The organism is Delftia acidovorans NBRC 14950 (genome assembly GCF_001598795.1).
Lineage (GTDB): Bacteria > Pseudomonadota > Gammaproteobacteria > Burkholderiales > Burkholderiaceae_C > Comamonas > Comamonas acidovorans.
This window is the reverse complement of record NZ_BCZP01000040.1, coordinates 18,888-35,392: the sequence shown is the minus strand read 5'-3', so window position 1 is coordinate 35,392 and position 16,505 is coordinate 18,888. Positions and strand designations below refer to the sequence as shown.

General features: G+C 64.2%; 9 protein-coding genes and 3 tRNA genes. 9 read left to right on the top strand and 3 right to left on the bottom strand.

The annotated features are described in order from the left end of the window. The first annotated feature begins 288 nt into the window (after nt 1-288). The 9 genes from DA1_RS27680 (at nt 289) to DA1_RS27640 (ending at nt 8,701) form a co-directional block, all read left to right on the top strand. Entirely contained in the window at nt 289-657 is a 369-nt protein-coding gene (locus tag DA1_RS27680) for a hypothetical protein (RefSeq protein WP_230590919.1), read from the top strand. Nucleotides 658-874: 217 nt separating this feature from the next. Further along, nucleotides 875-2,305 carry a TolC family protein gene (locus DA1_RS27675; RefSeq protein WP_034398828.1) on the top strand — a complete coding sequence of 477 codons (1,431 nt, stop codon included), beginning with the start codon at nt 875-877 and terminating at the stop codon, nt 2,303-2,305. A 41-nt stretch (nt 2,306-2,346) separates the two neighbouring features. Next, on the top strand, nt 2,347-3,564 hold the full coding sequence (locus DA1_RS27670; protein ID WP_034395847.1) for an efflux RND transporter periplasmic adaptor subunit: 1,218 nt from the start codon (nt 2,347-2,349) through the stop codon (nt 3,562-3,564). Between the two features lie 4 nt (nt 3,565-3,568). Continuing rightward, on the top strand, nt 3,569-6,658 hold the full coding sequence (locus DA1_RS27665; protein ID WP_034395844.1) for an efflux RND transporter permease subunit: 3,090 nt from the start codon (nt 3,569-3,571) through the stop codon (nt 6,656-6,658). Nucleotides 6,659-6,674: 16 nt separating this feature from the next. Then, nucleotides 6,675-7,010 carry a P-II family nitrogen regulator gene (locus DA1_RS27660; RefSeq protein ID WP_013801593.1) on the top strand — a complete coding sequence of 112 codons (336 nt, stop codon included), beginning with the start codon at nt 6,675-6,677 and terminating at the stop codon, nt 7,008-7,010. Nucleotides 7,011-7,136: 126 nt separating this feature from the next. Beyond that, nucleotides 7,137-7,212: transfer RNA gene (locus DA1_RS27655), tRNA-Ala, on the top strand. Nucleotides 7,213-7,250: 38 nt separating this feature from the next. After that, a tRNA-Glu gene (locus tag DA1_RS27650) sits at nt 7,251-7,326 on the top strand. Nucleotides 7,327-7,370: 44 nt separating this feature from the next. Next, nucleotides 7,371-7,447 (top strand) — tRNA-Asp (locus DA1_RS27645). Nucleotides 7,448-8,176: 729 nt separating this feature from the next. Then, entirely contained in the window at nt 8,177-8,701 is a 525-nt protein-coding gene (locus tag DA1_RS27640) for a sigma-70 family RNA polymerase sigma factor (protein ID WP_034395841.1), read from the top strand. Nucleotides 8,702-9,001: 300 nt separating this feature from the next. Here DA1_RS27640 and DA1_RS30760 read toward each other — a convergent pair whose 3' ends face one another. The 3 genes from DA1_RS30760 to DA1_RS27630 are packed head-to-tail and all read right to left on the bottom strand — an operon-like array spanning nt 9,002 to nt 16,263. Then, nucleotides 9,002-9,499: a hypothetical protein gene (locus tag DA1_RS30760; protein ID WP_155294312.1), complete on the bottom strand. Its 498-nt coding sequence runs from the start codon at nt 9,497-9,499 to the stop codon at nt 9,002-9,004. Continuing rightward, a complete protein-coding gene (locus DA1_RS27635; RefSeq protein WP_051940931.1) occupies nt 9,496-13,896 on the bottom strand; it encodes an RHS repeat-associated core domain-containing protein in 4,401 nt (1,466 codons plus the stop codon). Before DA1_RS27635 ends, DA1_RS30760 begins: the two co-directional genes overlap by 4 nt. Nucleotides 13,897-13,920: 24 nt before the next feature. Further along, nucleotides 13,921-16,263: a type VI secretion system Vgr family protein gene (locus DA1_RS27630; RefSeq protein ID WP_230590918.1), complete on the bottom strand. Its 2,343-nt coding sequence runs from the start codon at nt 16,261-16,263 to the stop codon at nt 13,921-13,923. Nucleotides 16,264-16,505: the final 242 nt, after the last annotated feature.

Here is a 16,505-nt window from a genome sequence, read left to right as displayed (position 1 = left end):
GCCAGATTCCTTGTGCAAACCCAGCGTCTGCACAGACAAGAAGCCACCGCAAGGTGGCTTTTTTGTTTCTGCCGCGTGCAGCTCGCCTGCATGGCAGCCACCGCTTGGCGGCGGGCAAGCATGTGCGAAAAGCGGGCTTTGCCACAGATTTTTTAAGGGCAAACCCGGAACTTTGCCTCAACATTCGTAACAATAGATGGTGTCCCGATCACGGGACATTCACTTTCACTGCTCCCGCCTTCGTCTCGCCCCATGCGCCTTGCGCCATCGTTCCTGTTTTCCTTGCTGATGCTGTTGTCCATCTTCTGTGGACAGGTGGCGGCGTCGGCATCGTCCGATGGACTGGAAAGCGATGGCTTGCTGGCGCACCACCCCATCGTGACCATCGATGAGGAATTCCTCGAAGAACTCGCGGAAGTCGAGGAAGACGACGAGACGGAGTTTGCCGAGCTGACGGCACACGGCGGCAATACCCGCCAGCTGCTGGCCCTGCTGGCCTGTGGCGAGGACCGCTCCGCCGAGATGTACTGGCCGCCCGAGCCCATCGCCGTGCAGGTGGTGTCGCTGTGGGCCCCGCCTTCGACCTATTCCCACGCGCACCTGTCGCCCGCTCCGGGCCAGCTGCTGCGCCCTCCAAGACCTTCCCTGCTCGGCTGACCGCATATTGCGGCGCAGGCATGCCCTGCGCCCCTTGTCGGCTGACGCATCCCACTGCCTGATCACTGCTCGTGCGCGCCTTGCTGGCGCGCATGCCATGCCGTCGTCCGCGCGCTGACTGCGCACGGCCCGGCCATGCCCGTTCCCGCGTTGTCCGCAGGGGAGGGCCCATCTCTTACTCAACCCCTCGACTGTCGTTTCGCGGCAGATGCATGCCATGGTGAATCCAACGGTATTGGCGGGAATGGCCCCCGCTCGTTTTCCATCCTTTTCGCGCAAGGCCTTGCAAGGCGCGATCTGCAGCCTGCTGGTGGGCTGGAGTGCCGGTGCCTCGGCACAGGCATCCCAGCCTCCCATGACCCAGGCGGCACCCGCCGCGGCTGCAGCCGCCGAGGCCGCAGCGGCCCGCGCCCCGGTCACGCCTAAGGCCGCATCGACGGCTTCAACGGCTTCGGTGGCTTCGGCCGCCGCACAGCGCCTGCCCCAGCTGAGCCTGAACGAGGTCGTTCGCGCCGTGCTGGACCACAACCCCGATCTGCGCGCCGTCGAGCAGTCGCGCACCACGGCGCGCGCAGGCGTGGTCAGCGCCTCGGCGCTGCCCAATCCCAAGCTCGAATGGAACCAGGGCCGAAACAGCGCCCGCGTGCCCGGCGCGGCGGCCGGCACGGTGCAGGGCTGGGCCGTGGCGTTGCCCATCGAGAACCCCGCCGTGCGCGGTGCGCGCGTGGAGGCCGCCAAGGCAGGCGAGCAGGGGTCGGTGCACTTCGTAGCGACCACGCGCAATGCGCTGGTGGCCCAGGTGCGGCTGCGCGCCTACGAAATGGTGCTGCGCGAGGCGGAGGTCGAGGCCGCCAAGGAGGCGGTGCGCCTTCTGGAGCAGGCCCATGAGCGCGTCCGCGTCCGCGTGGACAGCGGCGAGGCGGCCCGCTACGAAATCATCAAGGCCGATGCCGAAATCATCCAGGCGCGCCAGCAGGAGCAGACCGCAAGGCTGCGTGCCGAGCAGGCGCAGCTGTCGCTGGGCCGCCTGGCCGCAGGCCAGCTGCCCGTGCGCTTCCGCCTGGATGTGTCGCTGGAGGATCCGTTGCGCATCGAGGACATGGGCGAGATCGATCCCATGGAGCACCCCGAACTGCGCCAGCTCAAGGCGGAGGTCGAGCGTGCCCAGGCGCGGCTTGACGGTGCCAAGGCCTCGCGCTGGCCGGGCGTGGAGCTGCGCTACGGCCAGACGCGCGAGCCCGACGTGCGCCTGAACACGGTGGGCGTGAGCATCCAGATCCCCTTGCTCGACCAGCACCGCGGCCCCATCGACGAGGCCGCCTCCGAGCTGGAGCGCGCGCGTCTGCAGCTGGAAGGCCGGCAGATCGAGCTGCGCCAGCAGACGCTGCAGGCCTGGAAGGAGCTGGAGATGGCACGACTGCGCACCCAGGCACTGAGCCAGGGTTCGGTGCGCGAGGCCGAGTCGGCCCTGCGCGTGGCCGAGGCCGCCTACCGCTTCGGCGAGCGCGGCATTCTCGATGTGCTCGATGCGCAGCGCGTGCTGCGCTCCATCCGTGCAGACCTGCTCGATGCGCGCTACCAGCTGCAGGCGGCGCGCATACAGCTCGAATACCTCGCGGGCCGCTACGACGATCCGTCCGCGCTGTGAAGCGCGCCGTCCCTGCCTCACACCCGAAATCAGAAACGAACATGTCCTTGAATATGCATCCGAAACCCATCGCCGCCCGCGCAGGCAGCAGCACCTTGGTGAACTCCCTGGCCCTGGCCGGACTGCTGGCCGCAACGCTGGCGCTGAGCGCCTGCGGCAAGAACGAAGAGGCCGAAGCCAAGGCGGCGCCCGCAGCGGCCGCTGCCCAGGAGCAGGACCCGATGGAGGTCCGTGTGACCGCCGAGATGGCGCCCAACTTCGCCGTCAAGCCCGTGGCGCAGGCGCAGATCGCGCTGCTGCAGGAGGTGTCCGGCCGCATCGAGGCCAATGAGCGCCAGGTCACCCGCATTGGCGCGGCCGCCACGGGGCGCGTGACCGAGGTGCTGGTCGAAGTGGGCGACCGCGTGCGTGCGGGCCAGGTGCTGGCCCGCGTGGCCAGCCCCGAGCTGACCACCGCCCAGTTGGCCTATCTGCGTGCACACTCCGCCGCCACGCTGGCCGAGCGCGGCGTGGAGCGCGCCCGCCAGCTGATCGCCGCTGACGTCATCGGCTCGGCCGAACTGCAGCGCCGCGAGTCCGAGCTGTCGATTGCGCGCGCCGAGCAGCGCGCTGCCGGCGACCAGTTGCGCCTGATCGGCATTCCCGACAGCGCCATCGCCCAGCTGCGCGACAAGGGCACGCTGCAGTCGCATGCCGCCGTGCTGTCCACAGGGGCCGGCGTGGTGATCGAGCGCAAGGTCAGCTCCGGCCAGGTGACCCAGCCCGGCGATCCGCTGTTCACCGTGGCCGACCTGAGCAGTGTCTGGGTGGTGGGCGCGATTCCCGAGCAGATGGCCAGCGGCGTGCGCGCCGGCCAGGCCGTGGAGATCGCCGTGCCCGCCCTGGGCGAGCGCGTGCTGTCCGGCCAGATCGTGCATGTGGGCGACACCGTGACGCCCGAGACCCGCACCGTCACCATCCGCACCCAGGTGGACAACACCGAGCGCGACCTCAAGCCCCAGATGCTGGCCACCATGCGCATCCAGGGCGAGGTGCGCCAACTGCTGGCCGTGCCGGCCGAGGCCGTGGTGCGCGAGAACGATCGCGACCATGTCTTCGTCAAGAAGGGCGAGAACCACTACCGCCTCACGCCCGTCGAGCTGGGCACTGCCAGCGGCGGCATGCGCCCCGTGAACAAGGGCGTGGCCGATGGCACGGTCATCGTCACCACGGGCGCCTTCCACCTGAACAACGAGCGCAAGCGCGCAGAGCTGGAGTAAGCCCATGATCGCTTCCATGATCCGGGCCGCACTGAGCCAGCGACTCATCGTGATCGTGCTCTCGCTGGTGCTGTGCGGCTTTGGCCTGCGCGCCGCCATGAATCTGTCGGTGGACGCCTTTCCTGACGTGACCAACGTCCAGGTCCAGGTGGCTACCGAGGCGCCAGGCCGCTCGCCCGAGGAAATCGAGCGCTTCGTGACCGTGCCGCTGGAAATCGCCATGACCGGCATGCCGGGCCTGGTGGAGATGCGCTCGCTCAACAAGAGCGGCCTGTCCATCATCACCCTGGTCTTCACCGATACCACCGACGTGTACTTTGCGCGCCAGCTCGTCACCGAGCGGCTGATGGAGGTCACGCCGCGCATGCCCGAAGGCATCATCCCCGTGCTGGGGCCGGTGTCCACGGGCCTGGGCGAGGTCTACCAGTACACGCTGGACCATCCCGACGACGGCAAGCGGGCCCTCACGCCCGAGGAGCTGACCGAGCGCCGCACCATCCAGGACTGGGTGGCGCGCCCGCTGCTGCGCTCCATTCCCGGCGTGGCCGAAATCAACTCGCAGGGCGGCTACGTCAAGCAGTACCAGGTGGAGGTCGACCCCGGCCGGCTGCGCCACTACGGCCTGTCCGTGCGCCATGTGGTCCAGGCCATCGCCGACAACAACGCCAACGCCAGCGGCGGCATCCTGCCCCAGGTGACCGAGCAGTACCTGATCCGCGCCGTGGGCCTGATCCAGTCGCTGGAGGACATCGGCAACATCGTCCTCAAGCAGGATGGCGGCGTGCCGGTCTTCGTGCGCGATGTGGCCGAGGTCCAGCTGGGCCAGGAAGTGCGCCAGGGCGCCATCATCAAGGGCGGCTATACCGAAGGCGTCTCCGGCATCGTGCTGATGATGCGCGGCGGCAATGCCAAGGAAGTCGTCACCCGCGTGAAGGAGCGCGTGCAGGAGATCAACTCCAAGGGCATGCTCCCCGGCGGCCTGCAGATCGTTCCCTACTACGACCGTACCGACCTGGTCGACTCGGCGCTGTGGACCGTGGGCAAGGTGCTGATCGAGGGCATCCTGCTCGTGGTCGTGGTGCTCTTCATCTTCCTGGGTGACGTGCGCTCCAGCCTGATCGTGGTGGCCACGCTGATCATCACGCCGCTGACCACCTTCATCATGATGAACCGCTGGGGCATCTCGGCCAACCTCATGTCGCTGGGAGGGCTGGCGATCGCCATCGGCCTCATGGTCGATGCCACCGTGGTGGTGGTGGAGAACGTGTTCCACAAGCTCGGCCAGGCCGGCGACAGCATGGGCGCACGCGTGCGCACCGTGCTCTCGGCCACCACCGAGGTGGCCACGCCCACCATCTTCGGCATCGCCATCATCATCCTGGTGTTCCTGCCGCTGATGACGCTGCAGGGCATCGAGGGCAAGATGTTCGGCCCGCTGGCACTGACCATCGCGATCTCGCTGGCGGTCTCGCTGGCCGTGTCGCTGTTCCTGTCGCCCGTGCTGTGCTCGTACTTCCTCAAGGGCGGCGCGGACCATGACACGCGCCTGATCGCCTTCCTCAAGCGCCACTACCTGCGCCTGCTGGACCTGGCCACCGCGCGCAACCGCGCCACGCTGGCCGTGGCCGTGGCGCTGCTGCTGGGCTCGCTGGGACTGTTCCCGCTGCTGGGCAAGTCCTTCATGCCCACCATGAAGGAGGGCGCGCTTACGCCGCAGATCAACCGCGTGCCCAGCATCTCGCTGGACGAGTCCATCCGCATGGAAATGGCGGCGATGAAGGCCGTGGCCGAGGTGCCCGGCGTGCTCAGCGTGGTCTCCAAGCTCGGACGCGGTGAATCGCCGGCCGATCCCGCAGGCCCCAATGAGTCCGATCCCATCGTGCTGCTGGACCCCGAGTCCAACCGCACCCAGGACGAGATCGACGAAGACATCCGCCAGCGCCTGTCCTCGATTCCGGGCGTGCAGATCGTGCTGTCCCAGCCGATTTCCGAGCGCGTGGATGAAATGGTCACGGGCGTGCGCTCGCAACTGGCCATCAAGGTCTTCGGCGACGAGCTGGACGATCTGCGCGATGTCTCCGAACAGGTGGCCCGCATCCTCAAGAGCGTGCCGGGCAGCACCGACATCCGTGTCGAGCGGCTGTCGGGCCAGCAGGCGCTCACGGTGGATATCGACCGCAAGGCCATTGCCCGCCACGGCCTGAACGTCACCGACGTGCAGGGCGTGATCGAGTCGGCCATCGGCGGCAAGGACGTGACCACGGTCTACGAGGGCGAGCGCCGCTACAACGTGGTCGTGCGCTTCCCCGAGCCCTTCCGTGGCTCGCCCCAGGCTGTCGGCGCCACCTTGCTGACCACCAGCACCGGCGCGCAGGTTCCGCTCAACAGCGTGGCCCGCATCGAACTGGTGGACGGACCCGCGCAGATCAGCCGCGAAGGCGGCAAGCGGCGCGTGGTCGTGGGCGCCAACGTGGAAGGGCGCGACCTGGGCGGCTTCGTGACCGAAGTGCAGCAGCGCATCGACAAGGAAGTGCAACTGCCCGACGGCTACTACTTCAAGTACGGCGGCCAGTTCGAGAACATGGAGCGCGCCATGGGCACGCTGCAGGTGATCGTGCCGCTGACCATCGTGGCCATCTTCTTCCTGCTGTTCGTGCTGTTCAATTCGGTCAAGCTGGCCGGGCTGATCATCCTGGTGCTGCCTTTCGCCTCCATCGGGGGACTGATAGGCCTGTTCGTCACGGGCGAATACGTGAGCGTGCCGGCATCGGTGGGCTTCATCGCGCTGTGGGGCATTGCGGTGCTCAACGGCGTGGTGCTGGTCAGCTGCATCCGCAAGCTGCGCGAGGATGGAATGAACGTGGCCGAGGCCGTGCGCGAAGGCTGCGTGCAGCGCTTCCGCCCCGTGATGATGACGGCCACCGTCGCGCTGCTGGGCCTGGTGCCCTTCCTGTTCGCCACCGGCCCCGGCTCGGAGGTGCAACGCCCGCTGGCCATCGTCGTGATCGGTGGCCTGATCTCGTCCACCCTGCTCACGCTGGTGGTGTTGCCGACCCTGTACCGCTGGTTTGACGAAAAACCGCTGGAAGCCTGATGAAGGAGACACTGCAATGACCATGAAGGAAATCCGGGCCATCGTGCGCCCCAGCCGCCTGGAGCGCCTGCGCGACGCGCTGCGCGCCATTCCCAACTTCCCCGGCGTGACGCTGTTCCGCGCCGAGGGCTTCACGGCCCCGGCCGCCATCGACAAGCGCAGCGTGAAGGAGGAGTTGACCGACTTCTCCGACAAGATCATGGTCTGCGTGCTGGCCGAGGCCTCCATGGTCGAGCCTATCCGTGCGGCCATCACCACGGCCTGCCATTCGGGCCAGGTCGGCGACGGCCTGGTCTGGGTGGTGGACATCGCCGAGATCCACCGCATACGCGATGGGCAAAGCCTGGCCTGACCCGGGCTTGAGCAGGGCGCCGGAATGCAGGGCGACATAAAAAAGTCATGCATTCCGGAATTGCCCCAAAAACGCTGTGCTACAATTTTTGAATCGCAGCAACGAAGCAGTGCAACGTTGCAGCAAGGGGGTATAGCTCAGCTGGGAGAGCGCTTGCATGGCATGCAAGAGGTCATCGGTTCGATCCCGTTTACCTCCACCAAAAATTGAGACTTGAGTATTTACGCAAGTTCTAGGATTGACCCTATCGTCTAGAGGCCTAGGACATCACCCTTTCACGGTGAGTACCGGGGTTCGAATCCCCGTAGGGTCGCCAAGTTTGCAGCACTTGGCTCGAAAGAGCGCAAAAGCTGTCTGCCAGGAGTGGTAGTTCAGTTGGTTAGAATACCGGCCTGTCACGCCGGGGGTCGCGGGTTCGAGTCCCGTCCACTCCGCCAGATTCCTTGTGCAAACCCAGCGTTTGCACAGACAAGAAGCCACCGCAAGGTGGCTTTTTTTCGTCTGCAGGTTGCAGCAGCAGGCCGCGCTCCGTTCGCTTTTCCTGCCTGCGCACCCAGCCCTTCGGTGCCCCCGCGCTGCGCTTGGGGCATCACCAGTCCGTCATGATCCAGGCCCATCATCCATGGCGAGGGAAAGCCATGGGAGACGGGAATCCATAGGCATCGGCTGCCGATTTTCCAATGCCGATAGCCGTGTCTTCGTTTGCCTTGGCGGGACGTCTTCCAGACAGGTACGAGATGCCGATCCAGACCCGGTTTTGTCGCCGGAGCTGTTAATGCTTCTCATTTCATGTTCTGGAAAACGTTAAAGGAGCACCACTACATGCCTTGGTCCCGGTTCAAGTTTCAGCACGTCTGCAAGGCCGCACAGCCCTTGCCGATCCTGTTCCAGGACGCATGGGCCCGGCGAGGTCGGCCGCCGCCATGAAGCCGGTATGAGGCCGCCATGAAGCCGGTATGAGGCCGATCTAAGGCCCGATTCCCCAAGTCACGCCGATGCGCATCGGCGTGCACTGATGCCCTGCGGTCAGCGGTCGTGCCGCCGCTTTCCGCCTGTGCCGAGCCCCGTTCCCGTCTTTTTGAACGGGCGGCGCGCCGGCAGTCCATCGACCTGCGGTCGACATTTCCCCTTGACGTTCTTGCCTAGCTTGCGAGAGGAACTGCATCGTGTCCTTGAATCACACACATTCTTCGCTGGAAGAGGTTTTCATTGCTTCGCGTGGACAGTTGGTGAGGGTCGCGCGAAGAATTCTCAGGAATCCCGAACTGGCCGACGACGCCGTGCAGGACACCTATCTGCGCGTTGCCGAGATGCGCAGCGATGCCGAGATCGCCAGGCCCGCCGCCTACTGGACGCGCGCCGTCTGCAACATGGCGCTGGACTACCTGCGCCGCCAGGAGCGCGAGAACAGCTACCGCACCCACGGCGTGGATGTGGAGACGCTGGAGATACCGGACAGCCGCTCGCCCGAGCGCCTTTTGTTCGAGTCCCAGGCCATACGCCTGATCGACCAGGCCCTGGACGAGGTGCCGCCCAAGACCCGCGAGACCTTCGAGCTGTACCGCATCAAGGGCCTCACCCAGCGCCAGATCGCCGAGCACATGGAGTGTGCGCTGGGCCTGGTGAACGCCAGGATTGCCGACGCCTGCAAGGCCATCCATGTCCACCGCTCGCTGCTGGACTTGAATTGACCGGTAGGCGCTCACAGCGTTGCAATGACTGCCAAGGCACCAGCCTTGGCTGCGCACTGTGCCTTGCGATAACCAGCGTACAAAGCCAATGCGGGTACTTCAAAGTGCACAACACGCGCTAAATGCAATATTGACTTGTCAATGGATATTGGCGGCGAGATTGAATATGTTTATATCTTCTGAAATTTTTCTATATTCATTTGAGATATCGTTTTATTTGATAAGTTAGGTTGTTCTATTGATTTGGTATAGGGTGTAATATTTTATGTCAAATGGTTGAAATTCTCAATTCAATAAAAATTAATTCTCCATGAAAAATAATTTGTAAGAACGGTTCATATTTTTGATGCATAGATCCTTTTCTTTAACTAAATACCTGCTCTTTATATTTTCTAATTTTTCTCTCGTTGATTGATAATATTCTTTAACGAAATTAATTTCTGGTTCAATAAAATTTAAACTACATACATATATTAATAATGAATGATTTTCTTTTAGATTAATCATCACATGTTCGGGCTCCTTTTTTAAAGCAAGTCCTAACGATATTTTTATCGTGGATGTATATCCAGCATCTGTGTGGTGCAATAATTTAACGCCATCATCAATTGCGTTAATATCGCCAGATATTATATTTTCTGTAAGCGAATCCAGACAATTCCATGCAGCCGTGCTCACCTCGTTGTTAGAAGGTTGCTTCTTTGAAGTCTGTATTTCCTTGAGGCATGCCACATCACTCATTGCTATGGAGGGTAGGACAAGTGTAGTTAAAATCAGAAAATTTTTCGAAAACCTCATCTAATTACCTCCAGAGAGTCACCATCATTAAGACTATCTCTTATCGTGCGAGGCATTACAATACATCCCTCAGAGGCTGTGCCTGTTGCATTGTCCCCATGAATAAGGAATCCTGCACGTCCTTGCATATCATTTTCGGGTGCCGGCGTCAGACGTCTTGTAGCAATACCGGCAGTCCTGTGTCTAAATGCTTCTCCTATCGTATAGTTTCCACGTGGCAATGGGCCAGTATTTAAAACATCTTGCATGTCGGGATTGTTTCTCCCCTGCCCCGCTCCGGCATATCCGTTATTATTTACTGTTTCAATACCATCTCTTGTACATGTGAGATTGCCGGTGGATTGGGTATATACACAGGACTGCGCAGCTACGGCTTGCAGTCCCAATGGATCATATGCATTGCAAGGGTTGGTGTTGGCATATTCATAAAAATTAATGCCCCCCATCAACCCAATCGGATCACGGCTGATATACCTCCCCAACGCCGGGTCGTAATACCGATGCCTGTTGTAGAACAGCCCCGATTCCTCATCCAGATGCTGTCCCTGCATCCGAATAGGTTGGTGGAGATGGTTGGGGTTGTATTCCCTGATGCAGTTGCCCCAGGGATCGAGTTCGATATGCCAGTCGATTTTTCCCAGCGGGTCGATCAGGGCAAGGGGCGTTCCGAGGTGATCGCAGTGGTAGAGGTGGATATGGGTGATGGCGGCGGCGGGCGGCAGGAGTTTCTCCCGCAGCGCGTCGGCGTCCAGGCCGAATTCGGCCAGGGTCTGGCGCATCTGGGGGCTGGGGCCCGCCAGGATCTGCTTTTGCACTTCGGCCAGCATGCTTCGCTGCTGTGCATCGGTGGTGTGGCCGCTGTCTTGCTCCCACAGGTCGGCCAGGTTGACTTCCGGAGGCAGCCCTGCGGTTTCCACGCGCAGCAGGGGAACGTGGCTGTCCGGTTCGTACAGGGTGTGGATGCGCCGCATTGGCCGGTGGTTCTGGGCCGGCAATTGGGTGAGGGTGAGCCGGTCGCCGTCCCAGCCGTAGAAGACCAGGGTTGCGTTGTCGTCACCCTTTGCCACACCGGCACCGGTGGGGTGGCTGGCAGCAGGGGTGGCGCTTTGGGGGATTCGTCGGGCGATGCGGCGGCCGAAGACGTCGTAGAAGTATTGGCTGGTGGGCGCTTCATCCGTGCGGGCGGATCCTTCGTGCTCATGGCCCGCATCGTTCGTTTGCACGGCATGGCCTATGAGGCGATTGGCATGGTCCCATTGGTAGCGATGGGTTTGCTGCGGGCCTCTTTTTTCCAGCAGGTTGCCCGCTCTGTCATGGCGGTACTGGTGCTGGTCGTCCTGCAGGATGCGGTTGCCGGGCCAACAGGGCGGGTGGCTGCGGTCCCGGTCGCGGTGGTCTGCCTGCAGGAGGTTGAAGTCCGGGTCATGCAGGTTCTGCCGGACTTCGTCGCTCCATTGGCGGGCGGCATGATGGCTCTGCTGGTGCGCAAACAGCCGGTTGCCGGCGCTGTCGTACTGCCAGCGCTGATCCATGCCCGGGCCTTTGGCCTGGACCAGGCGGCCTGCGGGGTCATAGGCGTAGGCCCAGGGGCCTTGCGCCGTGCCTGTGCCGCACAACTGGCCCAGTGCGTTGTATTGATGGCTGCGGTTGAGTTGGCTCAGCACGGGGCCTGATGCGGTTTCGCCGGCAGCCTGGGCGTTGGCCGCGCCGGGGCCGCGCAGATGGGTAGTGTCCCTGATCAGGCGGGTGGTGGTCAGGCGCGAGAGGCTGTCATAGGCGCGCTGCACGGTCGTGGCTCCGCAGCGCCGTTGTATCTCCCGGTGGCGGGCATCGCGTTCCAGCTCCAGCACGTTGCGCCCGCTCAGCAAAAGGCCGTGCAGGTGGCCCGGGCCGTAGTGCAGCCATTGCAGTGGAGGCAGTCCGGTGATGGTGCTTTGCGTGACCTGTCCCATCTCGTCCAGTTGCCGCTGGCTTCGGTGCTGCCACAGCAGCTCGCCCAGCGGGCCATGCATTTGCTGGGTCTCCGCAAGCGTGCGGCCCAGCAGGTCGCGCTCGAACAGGGTGCCCAGCCGGTAGCCGCCGTGCACCACGTGGTGGGCGCCGGTCAGGGTGCCCGCGCTGTCGTAGTCGAAGTGCTCCGTGGCGATGGGGGCCGCATCCTGGCCTTCGGTGTCCAGGGCCGAGATGCTGCGCGCCAGCAGCCGGCCATTGCGCTCGTCGTAGTGGTGGAGGGTCCGGTGCAGGGCGTCGCTGCTGGCGGTGACCTGGCCGGCCGCGTTGTATTGGTAGTGCCTGGGGCTGGCGTCAAACCCGGTCTCTTCGACCACCCGGTCCTGGCTGTCGTAGCGAAGGCGATGGATGCTGGCGTTTTCGTTGTGCAGCTCGACCAGGCGGCCGGCCTTGTCCCGCAGGTAGCGTTGGTGGAAGAAGCTGCCCTGGGCTCCGTAGCGGTAGCCGATGGTGCGGCCCCACGCATCGAGGGCAAATTGCTCCAGGTGGCCGTCAGGGTGTTCGATGCGTTCGAGGTCGCCGCTGGCGTTGTAGCCATAGCGCGTAACCTCGCCCAGCGCGTTGATGCTGGCCGTCAGCCGGGCGGCGTCATCGTAGGTGAACGACAGCTTGCCGCCTTCCTCGCCGTAGATGGCCACCAGGTTTCCCCAGGCGTCGTGGGCCTGGCGTGTGCTGCGGCCGGAGCAGTCCTGGCGGCGCAGCAGCAGGCCACGGGCGTCCCATTGGAGTTCCTGGCGTCCGCCCTTGGCATCGGTGACGGCGATGGGCAAGTGGCGCAGGGGGGAGGGCTCGGCGCCGGCAGGCCGGACATCGGAGGCGGGCTCCGGGTAGTGATAGCGGGTGCTGTGGCCCAGAGGGTCGATGTGCTCCTGCAGCAGTCCCAGCGGGTCGTAGCGCCATTGGTGGACAGCGGATTCGTTGCCTGCGGCCGGGGTGCTGCTGCGGGTGACCTGTCCGTGCAGGTTGTACTGCAGCTCGGTTGTGCGCCCGGCGCTGTCGGTGATGCGGGTGACGTCGCCGCTGGCGGTATCCAGCCGGTAGGTGGTCTGCCGTCCCAGCGGGTCGGTGGCCTCGACCAGCCGGCCCGCGCTGTCATGGCGATAGCTGTGCCGGCTGCCATCGGCCTCGATGATGCAGGCAATGCGACGCAGGCCGCCTTCGCCGGTGAAGAGGTAGAGGCGCTGGCGTCCCAGGCCGTCGGTGACCAGGGTGCTGGCCTGGGGCGGGCTGGCAGGGTCGGCGCCGGGCTCCTGGTGGGCGCTGTAGTCAAAGCGGTAGTCCAGTCCCTCGGGGTTGTGCTGCTCGATGACCCGGCCCTGGTCGTCGTAGGTGTAGCGGCTGGTGGGGCGGCCCGCATGGCTGTGGCCCACCATGCGGCCCGGGTGCCGCGGGTCATAGAGAAAGCGCCGCATGATCCGGCCATCGCGCCCATGGACGGCCTGCAGTTCCCCGTGCGGGCTGTACTCGTAGCGCACCAGGGGCTCCGGGGGCGGTTGCCTGCCGAAAGCCGGGTCGCGCTTCAGATGCACGGCCACCAGGCGGATGCCGGCGTCCGCCCCCCAGCCGTGCGCCGCCTCCTGCGCAGGACTGCAGCGCTGCAGCTCCAGCTGATAGCGCCGGCCCGCGCCGTCATCAATGAAGTTCACCAGTCCCTTGAACTCGCCCTTGGCGTGGCGAAACAGCCGCAGCTGGTTGCCGAATCGGTCAACAAGGCCCAGCAGCACATGGCGCTTGTCCAGGCCGGGCGGGTCTTCGCTGGTGGCTGTATCCGGATCGGTGGATTCAGCGGCTTCGGTGCCAGCCGCCATGCCGCGCTCGGGGCCCAGCACCCACCACGGCCCCAGGGCAGACGAGGTGGCCAGGATGAAGTCGCGGCCCTGTCGCAGTTCCAAAGGCAGGGCCAGGTAGGAATGCGCCACGCGCTGAGGATGGCCCTCGCCCAGCAGCCGCTCCCTGCCGCCGCGTACCAGCCAAAGGTGCTCGCTGGCGCTGTAGGCGACTTCGCCGGGCGCCAGCGGGTCGAAGCAGATGCTGCGGCCCTTGCCGTCGTGAACGATGAGCTGCTCGCGGCTTGCCTGCAGGCCAAGTTCGCCGGGCATCCACCAGCCCGGACCCAGCAGGCCCACGGGGGCTGGCGTGGGCGTCTGGTAGCTGGAGTAGTCGCGCGAGAGGTGCAGCGGCAGCGGTCCTGGCAGGGCCAGGTCGACTTCTGCGGTCAGGACCTTGGCGCCCAGCACGGGGTTGACAGGGTTGCCTTCGGCGCGTCCGCCCGGGCATGCCGAGCAGGCGACGCCGCCACTGGAGCCGATGAAGACGGTGGACGAGCCCTGGATGACAGGGCCGCCCTTCTTGGTCATGTCGCCCTGGCGGGCTGCGGGTTTGTTCATGCCGGTTCCTCCCTTGAAAGATGCTCAGCGCCCGACGGTTCCGTTGATTCCCACAAGCTCGGGCAGCGGCTGCGCGTCGGCTGCGGCGGGTGATGGGGAGGAGCCTGGCGGAGCGGACGGTGCGGACTGGCTGGCGCCGCAGTTCCAGTGGATGCGGCCGGCGTCGCCGTTGATGGCGCCTTCGCCCTGCAATTGGATGTGCACGCCCTGCAGGTAGATGCCGCCATTGCTCTGGAGGACGATCCTGGCCTTGCCGCAGGCCAGCTCCAGATGCTCTCCGCTGGAGTGCACGCTGATCTGGCCCACGGTCACCGATTGGCGCTCGCCCACGCTGAGGTCCATGCGCTTGCCGATGTCTGCGCTATAGGTCTGGCCTACCTTCAGCGACTGGGTTCCGCCTACCTGGCTGGCCTTCATGAGCCCGACGAAGGAGTTCATCGCCATGCCGACATTGCGGCTGTAGGCCATGCCGACGTTCATCATCTTGGCGATGCCCGTGCTCTGCGTGTAGCTCAGGGCCACGGTCTCGGACTTGCTGGCGCCTATGCGCATGCGCTGGTTCTTGCCGATGGCGATGTGTTCGTTGAGGCCCACATCCTCATTGCGGTTGTCGCCGATGCTGACCTTCTCGTTGTGGTCCACCCGCTCCGTGCGGTTGTTGTGCACGGTGATGGTCTCGTCGCGGTCCACGGTCTCGGTGCGGTCCCGGTGGATGACGTTGGTCTCGTCACGGTCCACGGTCTTGCGCCGGTCGTTGCCCACCCATTTGTCCTCGTCGTTCTCGACCTCGGTGAGCTGGTCCTTTTGCGCGTGCAGCCACAGCTGTTCGGCGCCTGCCTTGTCCTCGAAGCGGATGGCGTTGGCGTCGCCCGGGCCGTTCTTCATGCCCGCGCCTGCGGCGCCGCCCTTGCTCGATCTGGTCTTGATGCCCGATTGCGTGGCGTTGGCCGGCAGCGCCCAGGGCGGCATGTTGGCCGCGTTGTAGACGCAGCCCGTGACCAGCGGGGAGTCCGGGTCGCCGTTGAGGAAGTCGACGACGACTTCATGCCCTATGCGCGGAATGGAGATGGCCCCGAACCCCGGGCCCGCCCAGTTCGTGGCCACGCGGATCCAGCAGCTGGAGTTCTCGTTCATGCCGCCCAGCCGGTCCCAGTGGAACTGCACCTTGATGCGGCCGTATTCGTCGGTCCAGATTTCTTCTCCGGCCGGGCCCACGACGACGGCGGTCTGCGGGCCCGTGGTGCGGGGCTTGGGCGTGGTGCGTGCGGGCGTGTAGGCAAGACTCGTGGGCTGGGCCTGCAACTCGTAGCGCTGGAAGGAGCCGTCCTCCGCGGCGCTGCCCTTGGCGCCAGGGGCCACGGCACTGATGGGACTGATGGCGCTGACGCGGGGGTTCTCCTTGAGGTGGTAGCTCAGGCCCGTGATCAGGTACTGCTGGTTCTGGTCGCCGCGCGGGTAGTTGTAGAGGCTGAAGGTGTAGCCCGTGGCCAGCGCCCGGTGGCAGGACTGGCCCCGCACCCGGCTTTGGCCCGTGAGGCTTTCCTTCAGGCGCACGCGGATGTAGTCCTCACCGTCGCTCAGCTGGGTGTAGCCGCCCGGCCATTCGTAGATTTCATGGCCGTCATGGGCGTGGCCCGGTGGGTCGCGCCGCAGGTGGGTGAGGTCGGCCCGGGGTTTCTTGAAGTCGTAGTCGTCGCTGTAATGGCGGCCCGATTTGATTTCCTGCTCCAGCTGCCAGGCGTGGATGTTTTCCTGATCGCCTGCGGCGGCTTTTTCCGGGGGATAGAAGGGAATGGATTCGCCACCTGGCAATGCGCCATGCGAGGCAATGATGTCGTCGCACAGAACCAGGGTGTGCTGGCCCGAGGCATGCTCGAAGAAGTAGTAAATGCCTTCGTGCTCCATCAATCGCGAGACAAAGTCGCAATCGCTTTCGTTGTATTGAACGCAGTAGTCCCAGCTGCGATAGGCGCGCGTGAGTTTCTTTTGCAGGGGATGGCCATAGACGCCCAATACCTGCTCGATGATGTCGGGCACGGTCTGGTTCTGGAAGATGCGAAAGTCGCTCTTGCGCGTGGCCAGCCACAGCCAGGGGCTCAGGCGCGCCTTGTAGGCATAGTGGCGGTGGTCCTGGCCCTGCATGCCGAAGCGGGTGACGATGCCGTCGATGAAGCGCCTGCCACCGCCCTGGGTTTCTATTTCTATGGTGGCGTTTTTGCCCAATAGGGCCTTGGGATCGATGCTTTCGCTTTCGCTGAGCATTTCCACATCGAGGCTGAAGAGCTGGCTGATGTTTTCCTGGCCGCGCAATTCACGGAAATGCAGCTGCTCGCCCAATGGCGTGTGTATGGTGACTCTGCGTGTCATTGCTGCTTGCGCCCCGCTGGGGACACCCTCCCGTCATCTGATAAATGAAAATCATAGACAGATGAATGGCGATAGGGCAACCCAATCTGGACTAGGAGTACTCTGAAAATTGCGGGCAATTGCTTGCCGCCGCAATCTCATGCCTGGCCATGGCATGAACAGTTTCAGGCGCCGAACGTCATGTTGAACAGAGGCGCAGTACCGGATCGCCGTGATCCGGCACTGGCTTCGCCGATGTTCAA